This is a genomic window from Puia dinghuensis (genome assembly GCF_014642875.1).
Taxonomy (GTDB): Bacteria; Bacteroidota; Bacteroidia; order Chitinophagales; family Chitinophagaceae; genus Puia; species Puia dinghuensis.
The window spans coordinates 439,232-459,475 of record NZ_BMJC01000001.1 but is presented as its reverse complement, the minus strand read 5'-3'; the positions used below and the strand labels follow the sequence as shown (position 1 = coordinate 459,475).

Here is a 20,244-nt window from a genome sequence, read left to right as displayed (position 1 = left end):
AAACGGTTCTTCGCCGCCAGCCGCCTGCACTGCCTTGGATATTAAATTAGTATACTTTCTTCGGGCAATCGATCACCCCTTTGTGGTGGCGATGCATCGACATCCCGGACATCCCGTTGGAGGAATTCAGGGCGATCGTCACCCGCAGCCCGGACATATAATACCAGTCTTTGGCTTTGGGGTTGCCCCGTACGGTGCCCGCGGGCGGGTAGCCTGCGCCGCCTTTTAATTCATTACCGCGATAGGCCATCTCGACGGCCTCCGGTCCCCTTGCCGCCAGCAGTATAGCCCTGTCGACATACGTAGAGCTGACATCATCCAGGTAGTCGGTGAACGTCTTGCGGAACCCGATCTCATACGCCAGCACTACCCTGTCGGATATGCGGAATTTGATGCCTCCGCCAAAGGGGATAGACAGCTGTGTCAGGGCATAGGGCTTTCTGCCGGGATATTGGGCGAGCCCCTCCCCTTCCGTGCTCAGCTGCCGGAGGTACACTTTCTTGCCCGTCGTATCGTATGCATAAGGATTGAAATGAAAGACCGCTAACCCGGCAAACACATAAGGTGTAAGCCGGTGCTCCTGCAGGTCGAAAAAATTGTATTCGGCCAGCAGGTTCCATTCGTCGATCACGCTCTCGAAGTTGAGGTTGCGGGCCCGCAGATCGGCTTTTGGCGAATAACCGTCTGCCGCGGAGATGCGGCCGTAAGTCAGGTTGGAAAGGAGGGAGATGTGCCCGTTCAAATCATACTGGAGGCCGGCGCCGAAAGAGCCATTCGATTGTTGAGTTGTGTAGGTTTTTGATTGCAGATCACCGATGTAATTGGAAAAGCCACCAAATAGATTCACATTCCATTGGGCATAGGAAAATAGCGGGAATAACACCCCCACCAGAAGGATCTTCTTCATTCGAGTTTAGAATTTGTTCAAAAAAGGTAAATGCTGTGGTTTAACGCAGGGTGCATCGGATTCAAACTACGGGGGGAGAAGGAAGAAGGTAAGGTTGGGAGTGGTTGCTGGCTGTAAAGTTTTTTACGATCGGATGAGATTTGAAGTTGCCTTCCTTAACGCAATTTTTAAGCCAAAAATTTTCTAATGAAATGCCAAAAAAAAGTTAAAGGAATTTCCGGCGGATGAGCCGCTTTTTTCCTTACCTTTGCACCCCACCGGAAATTGAAAGCCAGTGCGTTTTGGCCCCCGGCCTTATGCACGGTCCTCCATCTCCGGCGCCGGTTTCGGGACGTAGCGCAGCCCGGTAGCGCACTTGCATGGGGTGCAAGGGGTCGCTGGTTCGAATCCAGTCGTCCCGACGAACAAGAAGCCCGCAGCCATCGCTGCGGGTTTCGTTTTTTCGGTAGCGTGGAGCTTTAGTTACACAGTCACAACGATCTTACCCATCTGCTGATTAGACTCCAGATATTTTGTTGCTTCGACGATCTGCTCAAACGGAAATGTCCTGCCCACAATGGGTTTCAATTTTCCCTCGGCTATGCCACCTATGATATATTGTATAGCGGCGCTCAGCACCGGTGGGTTACCTAATACATCCATGGCATTGTAACCCGAAATAGTCGGCGTCTTCAATAATACATCCAGTGTGGGGAATTCAGCGGCTGTCATATTCAATGCACCGTAAACGAATATGCGCCCTTTTTCCCTGATAGCCCGTACCAACGGTGCAAACTGAGGGCCACCCACGGGATCAAGCGCCACATCGGCACCCTTACCCGCCGTGATCTTTAGTATTTCCTGCGTCAACGACAATTCCCCGGCAAGGATGACATGTGCAGCCCCGGCCTTTAGAAGGGCTTCCCGTTTCCCGGCGGAGCTGGTAACCGCGATGGGAATGCCACCTGCATAATTGGTCAGCTGGATAGCCGCCAATCCCGCGCTGCTGGATGCGGCGGTGATCACTACATACTCACCTGCCCGGAGTTTAGCGGCTTCGATCAACATCCCGTATACGGATAGAAAGCTAGTCCATACAGCCGCCGCCTCCTCAAAAGACAATACTGCCGGGTGCTTTTGGATGGTATAGGCCGGTACGACGATCAGTTCGCCGTACGTGGCATACTGTAACAAGGAGAAAGCAGGCAGTACGCTTACTTTATCCCCCACCTGTATACCCTTGACTTCCGTTCCGACGGCCTCCACTACACCGGCTGCCTCATACCCTAATTTAGCCGGAAATACTGGCTGTTCCATATACACTCCCATGCGATACATGGTGTCGGCACGATTGAGGCCGATAGCCTTTACCCGGATGCTGACTTCCTGAGGCCCGGGAGCCTGTATCTCCACTAATTCGATCTGAAGTACTTCTGGCCCACCTGTCTTGCTGAACCGTACGATGCGGGCTGCTGTTTCTTGATTGTCCATATAATGCTGCTTTAATATTTCCCACAATATTAGAAGGAAGCCTTTAATTTTGCAGGCAGCATGCTAATTGTATGGTACGCACAAAAATGTATGTATGGCCAAATTAAAGGAGAACTCAACCAATAGTCAGAACCGCAGATTTTTCACCTCCTGCGACATGACCTATGCCGTCCAGATCATTGGAGGCCGGTGGAAAATATTGATATTGTCTGCCTTAGGCAAAGAGGCCAAACGCTACAGTCAATTGAAAAAAGTGCTGCCGGGCATCACCGAACGGATGCTTACCCTCCAATTAAGAGAAATGGAGATGGATGGAATTGTCCACAGGACCGTTTACCCCGAAGTGCCACCCCGTGTAGAATACACCCTGGCGGACATCGGCCGGGAACTGTTGCCTATTTGTGCTCAACTGCATCTTTGGGGTGGTCGTCACAGAAATGCAGCCACCGTAAATGCTCGTGGCACCGGCAGCAAGCCTGAATCGCAGGAAGCCGGCGATGCTATTCCTTCCAAACCTGCGTAGCCATCACATTGTCATTACCGGTGAAAACAACAAAATAATTGCCTCTCGCCAGGTTAGTAACATCGATGCGGGTTTTGGTTGTGCCCGCCGCAATAGGAACGGTCTGCCATACCTTTCCATCGACGCTTATCACCCGGATAAAGGAAGTATGGCTGGTCACCGGACAGATAACTGTAACCGGTGTATTGCCGGTGATCAGGCTGGGATATACATTGAAGGACTGCGTATTGGCGTTGTTGAAAGAAATAATGCTGCTATAGTGGATGGCGCCGCTGTTTTCTACCATCTGTAACCGGTAGTAAACAACTCCTGCAGGAACATTCGTGTCGGTCGCTGTATACGTTTTCAGCGTTCCTCCCGTGGCCTCTGCCTGCTGCACCGGCGTAAACACAGAACCGTCGGTGCTCCGCTCTACGATATAATAACTCATATCTGTTTCATCTGCCATTTGCCAGCTCAGCTGTATGTTGCCATTCTTCCAATCACCGCTGAAATGCAATAAGGTTTCTGCCAGTACCTGGCAGGCGTTTAGTACATAGCTTTTACTGATAGTGTTGGTGCAGCCGCCGATGGTGCTGGTGAGTGATACTGTATATGTTCCAATGGATGAAGAGGTAACAGGGTTGATGGCAAGCATGTTCCCTGTCCTGGTACTGCCGTTGGGGAGCTGCCAGGAATAATTGAAGAAAGGGCTGGCCGGGAGGGTGAATGTGGCAGCGCCGCCGATACAGGTACTGCCGGTGGTGGCCACATTGGGTACAGCCAGATTGTTGATGGAAATGCTGTGCGAGTAGCTGTTGGCACAGGCATCTGTCATTTGAAAGGTGTAGGTACCAGCTGACAGATTGGGGAATTCGGGGCTCGACTGGACGGAAGTAGTCGTAGGTCCTGCGATGATCTGGTATTGATAAGGTGAAACACCGGTGGTGGTATCGGGCAGCAGCGCCACCTGCCTGGTCGCCCCGCAAAGAGCGACGGCAGCAGAGGGATTGAATGCCGGTTGTGTATAGGCAGGGATGACGATCGTGTCTTTAATAACGTCGCAGCCCGGATTGGCCATTCCCACCCATGCCGGGCCATAGCTATCTTGATACGTATAGGTCGCATAATAGGTCCCGGCCGAAAGACTCACGATCGAATCGCTAATGCTAAGAGCCGAAGTTCCGAAGTGTTGGCTATATATCGAATTGACGGTTACATTGCCAGCGTCATACCACCCGCTCGACGTGGCATTGAGCAGGATCTTATTGTTGTTCGTACATCCTTTTTCCAACGAGGCCGAGAAAGCGGTGTGGCGCACATCCGTAAGCGCAAACGTCTTCGTAACACTATCCTTATTCCCGCAATGGTCGACGGCGTAGATCTTATAGGTGCCAGGTCCAAAATAGCCTATTCCCGATCCGGACCACACATTTGTGGTGGTATCCGGGTAGGTATAGGTGTGCACCGTGCCGTCGGCGAATGTCACGGAAGGAGGGCCGGACACCAGCACGATATCAGCCAGCCGGCCGCCGTAGTTGTACGTTATATAGAGGCTTGTCATTCCCTCCCTGCAGGGGGCATACCCCAGATTTTGAGTATAGGATATCTGAAATGGCGGTCCTGCGGCCCAGTCAAATACCAGTGTATCCTTTTTGCAGCAATCCTGCCGTATCACTTTGTAACCGGTACCGGTTGGGTAACCGGAAAACGTGGAATTATTAGTTTGCGTGGCCAACACGGTGCCGGTGGGGCTTACCAGGGTATAGGTAACAGTGCCGCAGTGCAATTGCGGGTAATTATCAAACGTATACGTGTATTGATTCGCGCAACCCGACGGGAGATTGCCATTGGGCGACATGTCCATGCCACTCGACAAGGTAGGGTTACCTGTTGCAGAAACGCCGCACTGGTTGGTGATGGTTATTGGCAGCTGATCGTTAGCGCCCGTGGTGTGATGATACCGAATGTTGAACGTATCTTTAAGATAGCCGGAGCTAAGAGAAGGAGCGGTGAGCACATGCGTTACAACCGAGCCATTTGGCAGCGTCGCCGTAATGGTATAAGGAGGCTTGTAGTTGGATATATTGAAGGTCAGGATAACCGCAAAAGAGTCGCAGGCCACGTATTGCACGCTGGCGTTGATAAAAGACACAGAACTGGGGGTGGCACTGAGGCCGACCGTCCGGGTCTGGAAATTACCACAGGAATCGGTTACCTGGCAGGTATAGGTTCCGGCGGGCAGGCCGGTAAATACATTGTTTGCCTGTGGACCCGCGATAACAGGCGAAGGGCTGATCAACGAATAGGTCAGCGGCGCCCGGCCATTGGTTACATTAATGGTGATGGAGCCATCGCTGCTGTTGGGACAGCCAGGCGATTGTGTGGTGATAGCCAATGAGGGAACAGCATATGTACCGGTAACCGTAAAATTACGGGTAACAGTCGTATTGCAATTATCGGTTACCTGTACGGTATAGGCGCCAGGAGCCAGCGCTTTCAAGATATTCGACGTTTGGGGTGGCGCTAAAGTGGGGCCTGCAATAATGCTGTATGTATACGGCGTTGAGCCGCCTGATACCGACACGGTAGCAGTGCCGGAAGCCTGGCAGCGGCTTTCTGTGGCAGTAACTGAATTAATAACCGGCGGTGTGGCGGCCGGACATTGGGCTTTTGAGGTATACGCACATGCAAGTATCAGCAGCACGCAAAGTATAACGCGGCTTAGGGTACGGTACATTGTTAGTGTTTTTCTTAGGTAAGGAAATTTAGAGCCGCAAGTTATTTTTATTGATACAATGGAGCTATCGAAATACTTGGATGTTGAAAGGGAGTTTTTTATACAAGCATCTATATACAAGCCTACCAAAAAAGACAGGCGCCCTACTCATCACGGCATTTTAGCTACTTCATCGGGTGTAGTTGGAGCCTGAACTTTGTTACTGACAGGCAACGTAGACTGCAGGTAAGTATATATCGCCCTAAGGTCATCATCGGTGTATTGACCAATGCCTTGCCATGGCATCGGGGGCAGAATGGGGCGGCCGCCGGCTTGTCCGAGGTGCTTGCCTGTCCTCATTGCGGCGATAAATTCAGCCACGCTCCAGGCGCCGATGCCGGTAGCGGAGTCCGAAGTGATATTGGCGGTATAGGAAATACCCCAGGGTCCCGCAAAGCTGGTCAGGTCTGGTCCGATGAGCATCCAATTCCCCGGTTGCAGCGTCTTTTTGTCGATGGGTGGTAAGGGGCCTCCCGAAGGATGACCGGACAACAATTTGGAAGAATCCAGTACGGGACCTGCCGGCGTGAATTTTTTAGGAGAATGGCAATCATGGCAGAAGGCGGAAACAAGGTACTTTCCCTTGTCGATCAGTTCGGCATGCGACATTTTTTTTGGAGCCGGGTCGTCCGGTGTTTTCTCCTGGGTCGGCTGATTGCACCCATACTGGGCAAGTGTCAGGCACGTCATCGTCAGCATTAAGCTACCTGAAAAAAAAGCCATCTTTTTCATGTTCTTGATTTGGGGGTTTGAAACAATAAAAAGTGCTGGATTCAGCAGGTAGCTGTAAGGGGAGTATAAGGTAGGCAAGGCCACATAGGCATAATAAATATATGCAATATTTATTTATAACCTAGCAATTAGATCAAAGCCTGTACTATTACAGGCTTTGATCGTTACATCAAAAAAACCGGGTCGTCCCCGGTATCGCGACGGGATAATTACCGGCAACATCCGGCATCACCGGCGGCGCAGCATTGAAATCATAATTGGCCGGCATGATGTTGATACCAGAATTGATGGCCTTGTCCCACTCAATGGGCTGTCCCGAATAAGTGGCCATCCGTCCCAATATGGAGGTCATCGTGCTCTTGGCGCCGTTCTCCGCATCCTGGAATTTATATTCGCCCCTGGCTATTGCGTCGAACAATTCGTCATGCTCGTTTTGGTAAGGCTTATTATCCTGCGATTTGTCGAACTGGTAAACGACATTACCTTTGAGATCGGTAATACTGGCCTGGCCACAATAGACCTTTCCCTTGGTGCCTACCAACAGCTCATCTACTTTTTTCATGGTCCCTTTCTGGTGGCGGCACTGGCTGTTCAGGATGGAGCCGTCGCCATACTGGAACTCCACATAGTGATGGTCGAATATCTGACCATAGTCTTTGCCGATCCTCACTTCCCTGCCGCCCATGCCCTGCGCCTTCACCGGGTAGCCGCCAACGGCCCAATTAATGACATCCAGGTTGTGGATATGCTGTTCGGTGATATGATCGCCGCAAAGCCAGACGAAATAATACCAGTTACGCATCTGGTACTCCATTTCCGTCCAACCCGGCTGGCGGGGATGTACCCAGACCCCGTCATTGTTCCACCAGGCCTGCGCGGAAACGATGTCTCCGATGGCTCCGTCGTGCACTCGTTTCATGAGTTCTCTGTAAGAGCTCTGATAGCGGCGCTGGAGGCCCACAACTACATTTAATTTTTTTGCCTTTGCCTTTTCAGCCGCAGCCAGCACACGTTGTACCCCGGCGGGGTCGGTGGCTACGGGCTTTTCCATAAAGATATGTTTGCCCCCTTCGACGGCCTCTTCGAAATGAATGGGCCGGAATCCGGGCGGCGTCGCCAGGATCACCACTTCCGCAAGCGCGATGGCCTTCTTGTAGGCATCGAATCCGACGAACTTATTTTCTTCTTTCACCTGGACCCTGTCCTTCTTGTCTTTCAGCTCATTCAGGATATTCTCATGACTCTTGTCGAGACGATCCCTGAACGCATCGGCCATGGCTACAAGCCGGACATTCTGTTTGGTGCTCAATGCCTGAACAGCAGCGGCGGTTCCCCTCCCTCCGCAGCCGATCAAGGCGACTGTAATGACATTATCCGATGCTGAGAAAAAATTGGCCCTGGAGAGAAGAGGGCTGGCAAGCATGCCGCCTGCGATGACAGCGGAATTTTTTACGAAATCTCTCCTGCTTTGATTTCGCGTTGGCTGTTTCTGATTCATGTTAACTGCAATTTAAGATGAATGAAATAGTCAGGAGAAGATACGAAAATATTACCATTTCAGCTCCACACTGATCCCGTCCGGGCTGTTGGCAAATCCGAGCCATTCGGTGTGCGACCCCTCATCCCAGGATGACTCCACATCCGCCACCGCCTGTCCCCTGCTATCCGTCAGCAGTATCGCAACAGGCTGCGATGGCAACAACACCCGGACACTGTTCACCGTATTCACCGGGCTCTTAGCGACAAAGGAATAGCTTCGGATCCCCACCCTCTCCGCATAGTTTCTCGACGCTGAAGCCAGCACCCGGGGTTGCCCCTTATCCCCCACCCTGCCCAGGTCATATAACAGCGCCTGTTCGCCCGGTGCCACCGTCTTTTCGGCCAGCACCGGGAGTCGCGGATCGAAGAGGTCTATAACATCACCGTGAACCACATAGGGCCTGCTGTCCGCATTCTCATCCAACACCGATATGATGTCATAGGGGCCCCGCTGGAGATAAAAGTTATTTTTTATCGTCAACGTCCCCGCCCGGGCATCCTGTTCATATCCCTGTCGCACCAACCGGAAATAGCTGCTGTCACCGCCGGCCTGTAATACAAATTCCTTGGGATCCTGCCGTACAACATAAACAAAACCCTTTCCGACACTAAATCGCTGCCCGCCCTTCGAAGGGTCTATCCTTAACAGCTTGAACAGATGCTGCGAAGGGGTCTTATAATCATTCCCTCCCGTATTCCACCATTCCATCACCGACTGATATGGATCGTCGTCCCGGCCGCAATAGATCAGTACCCCACCCCGGCGCACCCAGTCAGCCAGGTACCGGTGAACCGATGGCGACTGGGGTTTCATGTTGGCATAACTCATCACCAGCACGCTCATGCGGCTCAGCGTCGCCGGGTAGGCAAGATTTTCCATATGTACGGTTTGCACCGGTATACCACGCTTCACAAGCGGCAGGGTTTGCCCGTAAAAATTGGAGAACTGCGGGTCATCATAGCCGTTATGCGTCGGGAAACGCTGGAACATCAGCGAATTGCTCATCAGCACACCGATGGTGCCCACCCCGCTCGCCCGGTTGGCCGATACCGGCATCGCATTGAGCACATTGATCATCACCTGCATCTGCGTCGAGTAATAAGAAGGGATCAGCACCGCCGAATCGCTGTTCGCCAGTTTATACGGCCGCGTATAGATCCGCTCGGGCCAGGGCATCACTTCGTAGTGATCGACGGTGGGATAAAGTATCTCCGCCGTAAAAGTTGCCTGGTAGTTCTTTTTGTAGTCGGCCCAGTCCCGCGGCCAGTCCTCGATCGGATCGGTGAGAAAGTACATCCTCCTGCCTGTAGGCGCGGTCATCGACAACATGGACCCATATTCCAGAAAGGCATTCTCGAAAACCCGTTCTTTTTCCCTGCCGTCAAAATAGGTAGGCTCACGGGCAGTCCCCGTCCACACCTGTGCGATGTAGCCATCGATCCCCGGCAGGGAAGCAAGGCTGGCCTCGGGACTGATGATCTTCCAGGACGAATAGTTCACCAGCGAATGGGTGGCTATGTACGCCTTCACCGTCAAACCCCTGCTCCTGGCATACTCCTTGGCATAATCGGAAACCTGTCGGATGGCGTTATAATACAAATGGTACTTCAGCTTGTTGGACAGGTAGGTGTTCTCCGGCGATGCGTCCTGCGGCCGCCACGGGAAACCATAGAATTTCTGCCATTCCTCTTTAAAGGGCGCACTATAGCCTGCCCTTGCCCAGAACTCAGGCTCCTCCAGGAATATCGTGGTGATACCGGCGTCGATCACCCGCTTTACCACCGCAGACTTCATATACTCTATGAACGACGGCACCGGGACAATATAGGGCATGTTCTTTCCATGCCAGATGGTATCGCCATGCTGTGTCACCTGTCCTACACCCAGATGGTTCTTGCCATCCCATGAACCAAGAAAATAATCGAAATACCCGCCCCACGCGATCCCCGTCATAAAAGCAGCCTGATACCCATGGTCGCGCCAGGACTGTACCCGTTGTTCGAAGGTCAGCCCTCTGCGGTCACTCACGCCATAAACGATCGCCACATCACTGCGGACATCGATCTCGGGGATCCAGGGGCTGCTGGTCTGAAAAGCGGTCTTTTGCCGTGGCTGGCTCGCCCCGGGCCCGACCGGCTGACCGGCAACAGCCAACGAAAGCAATAACAAGCACCAGAAGAAAGGATATATTCTCATCGGGGAAAAGTTACGGATAAGTTATGGACACAGGCGTGCTGTAATTATATTCATCCAGGCCGGCGTTGATCCTAGCCCCTACCCGGAAATAGACATCCTGCTGTGGCAAGGCGCCACCGATGGTGGTAAGCGTGATCGTCTTGCCCAGCAAACCGGTGCCGGCCGCACCGGAATAAGCCGTCAGCTTCGAATAACGTGGATCGTAGTTGTTGTTGCCGTCATACTTTGTATTACTGACATACAGGTTGATATCGGTGATATCCTGCTGATACGCCGGATTGGCCGTCCCCCGGGTGATGATCACCTGTACGCTCACTGTCGTGTCCGGGTTGATCACCGGATTGCCCACCCACTGGATACGCAAAAAAGGCTGAACGTTGAAATGTAGCGTCGCCGTATTCTTCAATACGATAGTCTGGCTCGAATCCGTGACAACCCGGCCCAGGTTGTCCGTCGTCACCAGCGGCACGAACGGCCCCTCCACCGAAACCTTATACGTCGCCCCGAAGACTTTGGTATTGTTGAAGGTCCCATCCTGCATGGATTGGAAATAGATCGGTACAGGCGCGCTGTCATAGCTCGTTTCGAGCAGCTTCACCCGGGTTCCCCGCCCGCCGATCTCCGTTTGGACGGTATTGCCAGTCCCTTCATCGATGGTGCTGCCGGTGATGGTGTCGGATGGGGCCGGATAGTTATCGGTCTTGCTGCAGGCGACACCCGCCATCAGCAGGAAAATTAATGCACTGTATAATATCTTTTTCATAATTGGGAAAAATTAATACCCTGGGTTCTGAATGACATTTGTACTCTTGGAAATGGCGCCCGATGGAAGCTGCTCGTAATACCATCTCGGGTCGTAGGTGTAAACCGCATTCCGCACGTCGGTACGGGCGTCGAAGAAATATTTGCCGGCCTGTGCGGAATAAAACGGCATAAGCACCCGGTAAATGGTCCCGTTCTGCTCTTTGTCGAATATCCGCCACCTTTTCAGATCCCAATAGGTCTTGTTCTCAAAGGCAAGTTCTTTGCGTCGTTCGCGTCGGATGGTGTCGATAGGAGCAGCCCCGGTGGTTGTCCACAACGCAGCGCCCGCCCGCGAACGGATCTGATTGATCACGGTCATGGCATCCTGCTGATAACCGGCGCCCGCCGCGCCGGAAATAAAAAGCTCATACGCGGCCTCGGCACGATTCAACAACACTTCGGCATACCGCATCTCTATCCAGGTTTGCGTCTCGTTGTTCTCCAGCACCTGCGCCGTAGGCAGGTTCGGGTTCAGCCATTTGCGGACAGAAAAGCCGGAGATCGCACAGGTTTGATCGCCCGTGAATACCCCGCTGAGCCCGGCCGGGTTCATGAGCGTGCCGTCCGGCAGCGAATATGGTGTCTGCGAAGCCGTAGACGAGGTCACCAGGCTGGTAGTGGGATATTGCGCCTTCGACCCCGCGGGCAGCAAGGGCGAAATGCCCCCGGAAGCAGCTCCGGTATAGATGCCACGGCGGACCTCGATGCTTTGCCCCTTGAAAACGTCGCCCGGCAGGATCACCGACGCCCGCAGCCTCGGCTCGGCATTGGCGAACAGGTCCATCGTATGGGCATATAAGAGATAGTGCCCGGTGGCATCCAGCGTCTGCAGCGTCCCGTCGGGATTCCTGGGCAATCCATCGAACAGCTCGACAAAGTCGAGGGTAGGATTGACTTCCGCGGAATAACCATTAGGCCCGATCAATTGTCGCGGAACATTATATGCATCATAACCATGAACGGAGTTGGGATATTGGTATTCCCTTACAAAAATATTCTCCTTGCTCGCCGCATCCGAGAACAGGTTGACGAAATTCTGATACTGTGCATTCGGGTCGGTAGCCGACCAGCCAGACAGATAAAGGCTATAGACGCCGTCCAGCGTTTTTGCCGCATTGTACGCCTTTTGGAAATAGCCTGTCGCAGCGGAGGCCGGGATCCCGCAGAGCTGGTGCTGACCGCCGTCGAAGAGTGTGATCGTATTGTATTTGGCGATGGTTCCCGCATACAACATAGCCCTCGATTCAAAGGCCGCCGCAACGTATTTGTTGGCGCGGCTGCCATCGGCGTAATCGGCATTCACCGCGGGCAGGTTATTCATAGCCAAAGTAAAGTCACTGTCCACCTGGTCCCAGACGGCCTTCTCGGCGGCACGGGGTATTTGCAGGCTGTCGGTAGAGGTGCCGGGTGTGTAATTCAACACCTGGTTGACGATGGGCACCCCGCCAAAACGCTTTACCAGCGCAAAATAGGTCATCCCCCGTACGAAATAGGCTTCCCCCAGCCAGGCTTTCACCTGCGCCGGGGTGAAGTTCTTCGCATACGAGGGCAGCGTCTGGATAAAATAATCGCAATCGCGGATGGTCGTATAACTACCCGACCAGATATCCCAGTTCCAACCACCAAAATTCTCCTGCATCGAACCGTTCTGGTCCCGGCTCAGGGCCTCACCGGTAGTAGCCGGGGTAGGACTGATGATCCAGAAGAAATTCAATCCTCTGGCGGGCGAATACCGGAAATCTTCAATAGGCAGCTCGCTATAGATGCGCGCCATATAGGCCTGCACCCCCTGGGGCGACGTGAAGATATCGGCGTCCTGGATGATGTTCTTGGGCGGTATGCTTAGTTTTCGGCAGGCAAAGAGACCTGCCGTTAAAAGGAAGAAGACAAAATATTTTTTCATGATGCTGACAATTAGAATTTGACGTTGAGACCGAGATTGAACAACTTGTCCAGCGGATATAGATAACCGTATGTTCCCGACGGATGCTCAGGGTCGACGTATTTCACTTTGGTGAAGGTGAGCAGGTTGTAGCCGCTGGTAAAGAAACGCACTCCCTTGATGCCGGTCGTCCGAAGCAGCTTGTCGGAAAGGGAATACCCGATCTCGGCGCTTTTCAAGCGCAGATAGGCGCCATTTTGAAAATTGAACGAACTGTTCACACCAGCCGTAGTCCCGGTATAGGCATATTGCCCCGGCACCCAAACGGTATTCGGATTATATGGGTTGGCCGTTGGATTGGCCGGATGCCAGTCATTCAAAAATTGCGTTAGCGCGCTCCCGCCACCCCAAAGCGGGATATTCAGTTGTTCGATATAGGAAACATTGTAGATGCTCGTCCCCTGGAAAAGAATACTGACATCGAATCCATCATAAGCTGCCCCGAGGGTAAGACCGTATACTATCTTCGGGAAGACAGGCGTACCATTGGGATTCCCGCCATAGGCGATGGGATGGATGGAATTACCATCGATGAACCCCTGGCCATTCCAGTCCTCGTAGATATAATCCCCTACAACCGTATTGCGGCTGACATAGATGGGGCTGTTGACTATCTGGCTATAGTTTTGGTATTGACCGGCCGCACCATACCCCATCTGGATACCTTGATTCCGGTTGGCCTGGTTATACAGCCAGTCGAGATAGGAATTACCCTGCCTTGCCTCGGCAAAAACCGTATTCATGGTATTGGTGTAGGAGAAGGTGCCCTTTATGTTGTAGGTAAGCTTTCCGATGCGGTTGCGGTGTGTCACTTCAAGATCGAAGCCCCGGGTCCTGTCGCCATTGAGATTTTCTTCCGGCAGCGGAGCGCCCAAAACTTCCGGGACCTGTAAGATAGAAGTCGCCAGCAAGCCCTTACGGTTGCGGACAAAATAGTCGGCGGTGAAACCCAGCAATCCCTTCCACGCATCGACATCGATCCCCAGATCAAAGGTATGCGAGGTCGCCCAGGTCACCTTCGGATTGGGTATCCCCGTACTCTGTACGGCATTCACGAAGCTGCTGCCGAAGACCGCACCGCTCGGCAGCTGATTATACGAACCGTTAGCCGGATAATTATATCCTGAAAGGAATTGGTAATACAACTGACCGTCATCCCCCAATACCCCGTAGCTCCCGCGCAGCTTCAGGTTGTCTACAAACGATAACGTCCGGCTGTTCTTCCAGAAATTTTCCTCGCTTAGTCGCCAGCCCACCGATGCCGAAGGAAAGAATCCCCAACCCTGTCCCGGCGCGAATTTGGATGATTTATCATCCCGGAAGCTGAACTCCGCCAGATAGCGGCTGTTAAAATCATAGGTCACTCTGCCCACAAAGCTGTTGGTGGCATATTGATACAAGGCCGTATTGCCCCCGTCCTGCGTGGCGTTCTGCAAGGCCGTATTGCCGGCAATGATCTGGTCGACAGGTATGGCTAATTGCCGGTAGGCGGCAAAGTTGTCGCCGCTCTGCTCGTTGCCTTCCATCAGCAGCAATGCGGTTACATTGTGGATGCCACCGAAGTTATGGGCATAGTTAATCGAGAATTGATCGGTATTGTGCGGATAATGGTAATACTGCCGCTGGACATAACTGGGCGATCCGTTCAGGGTCGAACGATAGGTGCTGCTCGCGGCGTCATAAGTATAGAGGTTGTACGTCTTCTGATAAAGCTTGTTGTCCTGCAGCTGGTCGTTGTAACTGAAGAATCCCCGGAGGGTAAGACCGTCGATAAAGGGAAACTTGTAATCGATGCCGATCGCGCCGTTGAGGAAGATGTTGTTCTGGACGCTATAGCCAACGATATCGGAGTTCTCGAAGACCACAGGGTTGCCGCCATCGACAATGCCATTGGTATAGTAGGGCGAGGTGCTGTTGGCATAGATGGTTTGAGTTGGAAGCTCCCGCCAGGCTTCCCGGGTGGTCCACCAGAAGGATTGCGCGGGCGCATTCTTCTGATCGACGATGCCGCTGATGTTCAGGTTCACCGTTATCCGCTTGCCGATTCTGCTGGTGACGTTGCTGCGTACATTATAACGCTTATAATTCAGGTCGTTCGTGGTGAGCAGACCATCCTGGTCGGTATAACCCGCGCTCAGCAGGTAGGTGGTATTCTCCGACCCGCCCGTCGCCGTGAGGTTGTGCTGCTGTTGCATCGCGTGTTTCCTGAAAACGGCATCATACCAGTCGGTGCTTTTCTTCGTGCCGTTGGCATAAGCCGCAAAATCGGCAGAGTTATATGTAAGAATTCCGCCATTGGCATTGTGCAACGCCTGCTGGTTCACCAGCGTCATGTACTGGACGGCGTTCACCGGTTTGGGCAGACCCGATGGCACCTGCCAGCCATACGTTCCGGTGTAGGCTAGTTGCAGGGCCCCCGATTTACCCCTTTTGGTGGTGATCAGGATGACGCCGTTAGCAGCCTTCACCCCATACACCGAAGCGCTGGCGTCCTTCAGCACCGAAATGCTTTCGATATCGTTGGGATCCAGCCGCGTCAGGATATTGCTGCTACCCACATTGTTGTCGCCATTGTTGCCGGTAACGGAAAAATCCGGAATCTGCACGCCGTCGATGACGATCAGCGGATTTCCCATACCCCTGATGGAAATATTATTGGCAAAATCACCCGGCTCGGCCGTGTTCTGCAGGATTTGCAGCCCGGGAACCTTACCGGTGAGCATATTCTCAATATTCTCATTCTTGGTGGTGACGATCTCCGCTCCGCTGATCTGGGCAACAGACCCCGTCAACGTGGCCTTGCGCTGGGTACCGTAACCTACTACCACCACATCGTTCATACTGGTAGTGGTTGGGCTCATGGTGAGGCTGAGGGTTCTTTCATTGGTGATAAGGACTTCCTGGGTGCTGTATCTGATATAGCTAAAGACCAGTGTCCCCCCTTTAGCTACCCGGATGGTGAACCGGCCGCTGCTGTCGGTGACAGTACCGTAAGTGGTCCCTTTCACCGTAACGGATACCCCTTGCAGCGGGACGCCTTTTTCATCCAGGACGGCACCCGTTACCGGGTTTCCCCCCTGGCCAAAGACAACCATGGAAAACAGCAGCATACTGACAACAATCGCGACAAGCCGACCTTGGCTTGCTTTAAATTTAATCATAAGCGTTGGTGGTTTTAAAACGCATCAACGGTACAGCCGGCCGTCTTAAAAAAGGGGTTAAAAGCGCGGTTAATGCAAGAAAAAAATAATTAACCCTATGATAAATAGCGAGTTAGTGGACGATCTTGTCGAAGCTGACGTGATAGGCCACACCCAGCGATCGTTCGTAGTCCTGGGAGAACCGATCGTAGGCCCGCCGCGAATATTCGATGCCTTTGAGCCTGCGAAAACATTTTAACTGGTATTTTAGCACTTCCTCATTAAAAGGGTCCATCCCCAGTATCAGTTTCGCGATCTCCAATGCCTCTTTAAGATGCTGCGATTCGTACGCTCGTTTGAGTTCGGGGAGAAGAATGGTGGTAAGCCGGTCCTCATAGGCGGACTTGAAATCATCCAGCAGGGAATCCGGCATGTCTTCCAGCAAAGGCCCCCTGGCCATAAGGGGTAAATGGTTGAGGATAGTTCCCTCCCCGAGGATCAGCGTTGACAGGAGGCGGTAATCGCAGAAAAAAGACTCCCCGAAAGCAAAAGAATAACTATCATTCAAAAAGATCAGCTCGATCCCGTCTATATCACTGATGATATTTCTCAGGTGATTGAAGGTAACCCCTTTGATATTTTTTGTTTTAGCAGGGTCTTTTTCCGGCCACAGCCTGGCGGAGATCTTTCGCGATCCAATGCCTTTCCCATCGACGCTGTTGAGCAGTATCAAAACGAACAATTGCTTGATCTTCGGACTGAAAAGATGCGTGATATCGCTACCCTTCCGGTCAAAAACGAGGAATTCCCCCAGCAGATAAACCGCATTCCGGTTTTCCCCGGCGAAGCTGACCGGCGCCGCTTCCTGCTCCTCTTCCGGCGCGCTTTCCGGCTGCTTCCTTTTTCTCACAAAGAAAAACCATATCGCCCCGGCCACGCCGATAAGCACAGGCAGCAACCAAAACAGCAGCGCCACCCCCGGTTTTTTCCGTGGCTGCAGGGAAGCAAAATAAACAGCGGCGCTCACCGGCGGTGACGTCAGGGAATACACTTTTATAACGGAATGGTGTCTGTCCGTAAACTCCTGCACCGTACAAAAGAATTCATCGGTCTTCTGGCTGTAGAACAGGTTCACATCCGTTTCTATCCGCATGGAAGCCATGGATATTGGTGCGCTCACTACCTCATAGGACCCGTCCCTGAGGGAGAATTTATACAATTTCAGTTCCGTCTTCGCCAGTTCGTGGGGATAACACAATGCATAGAAATAACGCTTATCCTTGGAAAGGATGAGGTTATTGGCCGGAACAAAGACCTCACCCGCAGGAACGATCTGCCAGCACTTTTTGACGGAATGATCCCGCAGGTTGATGCGGTAAAGATCGTAATACTGCTTTCCCCCTACCACCTGGTTGCCGGATTCGTTACCATAGCCCCCAAATAGCAAAAGCTCATCCGCTTTATCCGAAGGACCGGTAGCGGCAAAAAACCTCGGGGTTATGGTATCGCCGGTGAAGGTCACCCTTTCCCATTTGTCGATGGAATCATTATAGCTTAGGAAACCGTTGTGATAACTATAGTGCCCATACCCGCCAAACAGGTAGAACCGATCGTGCCGCCAATCGTAAAAGATATTATGATGATGCAGCTGATACGGCAAAGCATCTCTACCGACGACATCCCATTTCAAATGCGCGCTGTCCATGTGAAGCGCCGCAATGGTAGGCGCCCCCTTCGGTATATCAAATAATTCATAGATATAACATTTGTTCTCACGGGTGTTGAAAATACTCTTTCCCAATACCATAGCTACGGGCAATTTATTGACATAGGCCGCAGCCTTCGCCCGCTTCCCCGCGGGATCATAGGTGATCAGGGAATCCCTGGTGAAAATGAAGAGTTTCTCACCGAGCGGATTGAAATTCAATCCCGCTACTGCTGTATCGGATTGCACATATACAGGTTTCCAGAAATACGATTCATTGATCAGCCAAAGCGGATTTTCCACAAAGCCGGTAACCTCTCCATTGCTGTCGTGAACGCTATTACCGCTCCACTCATTCAAAGGGAAGAAATAATGTTGGTGGCCATCACCCACTTCCAGGTTTCGAATGGCCATGTTGGGAACCTCCGTGTAATATTGGTTCTTCCCAAAGACCAGGTTGGCAGCCATCCCGGGCTTGAATCCCAGGCTATCCACCCGGTAGAGGAGGTTATCGATCCGGATAACGGCCTTGTCACCCTTCAGATCGAGATCGAGCGTTACGGTGAACCAGTTTCTTTTTTTGAGCAGGGATGCCGGCAGGGGAATGGACAGCTTATTGCTTTTGCGGTCGATATTGAAATTCAGATTTCCCTGGCCATTGTTATAGAGATAGCTGAGACTATAAGAAAGGTCTTTGTCGGCCAGGTTGAATACATAGCCCAGATTGGCGTTGTCCCAAAGCGAAAGATCGAAACGGATAAAAAAATGGTCTTGGAATACCGGAGCGGCCGAGGGGAAAACGCGATACGACGTTCGTTGTGTCAACAGACTGTCCTCGGATTTGAATTGCAGACCTTGTGCGTTGGCAGTCAGGATAGGAAGACATAGGATAAAAGGCAGTATAGTTTTGGGCACTGTTACAAGCATGTCGTTAAGGTCTAATGTTCCCTACTAAATTAGCTCATTTTGGGAAAAATTATAACACGCCTTTCAGTATGGCCACCGCCCTTTCCTGCTCGCCGAGATCCAAAGAAGCAAACCCCAATCCTACATCCCGCCCTCCGGAACATGAAAAGCCACTTTTTTCCCTAATTCTTCGCCCAGCAGCAGACAGAAGTGATCCCTGCGTGTCGATAGGCTTGCGCAGATAGGTGAGGTATCGGATAAAATAAGGTCCCTCGGCATCCTTAAGGCCATATGCGATCAAAGCTCACGGATGGCGTCTCATCGGGCAGTGGCACGAACTTGCCGTTCAGCGGGGCGAGCTTCACAGGCACGAGCTGCTTATGCTGATCCACCTGGTAGTAAAAAGAGAACTGAATGATTTTCATCGTGGTCAGGTCCTGGCCGGCAAGCATCTTGCTTTTCAGCGAGGTCAGCAGATCCAGCGGATGAAGGGGGGTCGAATCAGCAGGCGCATTCAGCGCCCAATAGAATTTGGGCGAGTTCCAGTCTACACTATAATAGCCCGGCCGGGTCTTTGGAAAACTGACGGAAAAATTATTGTTTGCAGCAGCGGAAAGTACATAGTAGCTATCGTCGATGAAGATCGGGTTGACGTCGACGGTATCGGACCACGGATTCGTATAATTGCTCCAGAAAGTGTTGGTTGCATCCCTGACGGAGAAGTTATTGGAATATTTCTGGAATATGCGTTTGGCAGGGTAGACAAGGTCGGCTCCTGCGATCGTGTCAATACCGGAAATATAATGGGACAGATGCATATTCTTTGTCAGGTTGGAAGAATCCACAAACCCGTTGAGAAACGCGTCCAGGTTGGGATATTCAGCCGGCCGGGGGAGCCTGATCCTCACTGCTGCGTCCATGGTCGTTAGGTCCACGACATCACTAGTGCTGGTCATATGGTGAAAATTATACAAGGCCCGGCCGGGGAACACCAGGTAAACATCATCATCTGACTGTTTTTGGAAAGGGATCCAGAGACTGCCATTACCCGGATTGGAATAATGCCCGCTGTTGGTATTGGCAGTGTAGGTAGAAAACATATACGGCTCACCTTGAGCCACGGGGACATTGGTATAGTTCACCGAACTGGGAGTAAAAGCCGGAATGACATTCGGCGGAAGGTTGACCAGGGAATCGCTGCCCGGCAATAGCGTCCAGTCCGCAGGGCTGATCGCCTTTTCGGTGATCAGATAGAAAGCCTTTGAAATGGGCCGGTACCGAACGACGGTCAGGTCGAAGGATTTCGCTTTCGTCTTGAGATCGGCAATGATATTGGTATTGACGGCGGCTATGGTATCCAGTAATACCTTTCCATTATCTTCATTAAGGATCACCTCCACCTGTTTTACACTGTCCAGCTGCATCTGGACGGCCGTGGCAAGATAAATATAATTTACGTGGATAGTGCTGTCTGCAGGGGGCGGCGGTGGCGTCGGGGTGTTATCTTTTTTGCTGCAGGAGAACAGGGCAATGATGCAGCTCGCGCTAATAAGGGCGGATAGAACAAGGGATTTCATGGTGTTGTCGTTAGGTGTGCGCGCAAGATAGTAACAAATTATCA

12 protein-coding genes and 1 tRNA gene are annotated in these 20,244 nt (G+C 52.2%); 2 read left to right on the top strand and 11 right to left on the bottom strand.

Annotated elements, in window-relative coordinates; all coding sequences use genetic code 11:
* Positions 1 to 46: 46 nt before the first annotated feature.
* Positions 47 to 907 carry a type IX secretion system protein PorG gene (gene porG, locus IEY39_RS01605; protein WP_188927844.1) on the bottom strand — a complete coding sequence of 287 codons (861 nt, stop codon included), beginning with the start codon at positions 905 to 907 and terminating at the stop codon, positions 47 to 49.
* Positions 908 to 1,234: 327 nt separating this feature from the next.
* Between porG and IEY39_RS01600 the strand changes: the two genes are divergently transcribed.
* Positions 1,235 to 1,308, top strand: a tRNA-Pro gene (locus tag IEY39_RS01600).
* A 61-nt stretch (positions 1,309 to 1,369) separates the two neighbouring features.
* Here the strand turns inward: IEY39_RS01600 and IEY39_RS01595 are convergent.
* Positions 1,370 to 2,377 carry a zinc-dependent alcohol dehydrogenase family protein gene (locus tag IEY39_RS01595; protein WP_188927842.1) on the bottom strand — a complete coding sequence of 336 codons (1,008 nt, stop codon included), beginning with the start codon at positions 2,375 to 2,377 and terminating at the stop codon, positions 1,370 to 1,372.
* A gap of 94 nt (positions 2,378 to 2,471) precedes the next feature.
* Here IEY39_RS01595 and IEY39_RS01590 point away from each other — a divergent pair, with 94 nt between their 5' ends.
* Complete coding sequence (locus IEY39_RS01590; protein WP_188927840.1) at positions 2,472 to 2,900, top strand: winged helix-turn-helix transcriptional regulator; 429 nt, start codon at positions 2,472 to 2,474, stop codon at positions 2,898 to 2,900.
* Here IEY39_RS01590 and IEY39_RS01585 read toward each other — a convergent pair.
* The 9 genes from IEY39_RS01585 to IEY39_RS01545 form a co-directional block, all read right to left on the bottom strand.
* On the bottom strand, positions 2,878 to 5,619 hold the full coding sequence (locus tag IEY39_RS01585; protein ID WP_188927839.1) for a T9SS type A sorting domain-containing protein: 2,742 nt from the start codon (positions 5,617 to 5,619) through the stop codon (positions 2,878 to 2,880). The genes IEY39_RS01590 and IEY39_RS01585 overlap by 23 nt on opposite strands.
* A 150-nt stretch (positions 5,620 to 5,769) precedes the next feature.
* Entirely contained in the window at positions 5,770 to 6,390 is a 621-nt protein-coding gene (locus tag IEY39_RS01580; RefSeq protein ID WP_188927838.1) for a c-type cytochrome, read from the bottom strand.
* A 169-nt stretch (positions 6,391 to 6,559) separates the two neighbouring features.
* Positions 6,560 to 7,888, bottom strand: a complete 1,329-nt coding sequence (locus IEY39_RS01575; protein ID WP_188927837.1) for a Gfo/Idh/MocA family protein — start codon at positions 7,886 to 7,888, stop codon at positions 6,560 to 6,562.
* 51 nt (positions 7,889 to 7,939) lie between these two features.
* Entirely contained in the window at positions 7,940 to 10,126 is a 2,187-nt protein-coding gene (locus IEY39_RS01570; protein WP_188927836.1) for a hypothetical protein, read from the bottom strand.
* Positions 10,127 to 10,136: 10 nt separating this feature from the next.
* Positions 10,137 to 10,889, bottom strand: a complete 753-nt coding sequence (locus tag IEY39_RS01565; protein WP_188927834.1) for a DUF3823 domain-containing protein — start codon at positions 10,887 to 10,889, stop codon at positions 10,137 to 10,139.
* Positions 10,890 to 10,901: 12 nt separating this feature from the next.
* On the bottom strand, positions 10,902 to 12,833 hold the full coding sequence (locus tag IEY39_RS01560; protein ID WP_188927832.1) for a RagB/SusD family nutrient uptake outer membrane protein: 1,932 nt from the start codon (positions 12,831 to 12,833) through the stop codon (positions 10,902 to 10,904).
* 11 nt (positions 12,834 to 12,844) lie between these two features.
* Positions 12,845 to 16,033, bottom strand: a complete 3,189-nt coding sequence (locus IEY39_RS01555; protein ID WP_188927830.1) for a SusC/RagA family TonB-linked outer membrane protein — start codon at positions 16,031 to 16,033, stop codon at positions 12,845 to 12,847.
* 112 nt (positions 16,034 to 16,145) lie between these two features.
* Positions 16,146 to 18,644 (bottom strand): FBX42 beta-propeller domain-containing protein, encoded by a 2,499-nt coding sequence (locus IEY39_RS01550; protein WP_188927828.1) that lies wholly within the window; start codon positions 18,642 to 18,644, stop codon positions 16,146 to 16,148.
* 260 nt (positions 18,645 to 18,904) lie between these two features.
* A complete protein-coding gene (locus tag IEY39_RS01545; protein WP_188927826.1) occupies positions 18,905 to 20,200 on the bottom strand; it encodes a hypothetical protein in 1,296 nt (431 codons plus the stop codon).
* Between the last annotated feature and the right edge of the window lie 44 nt (positions 20,201 to 20,244).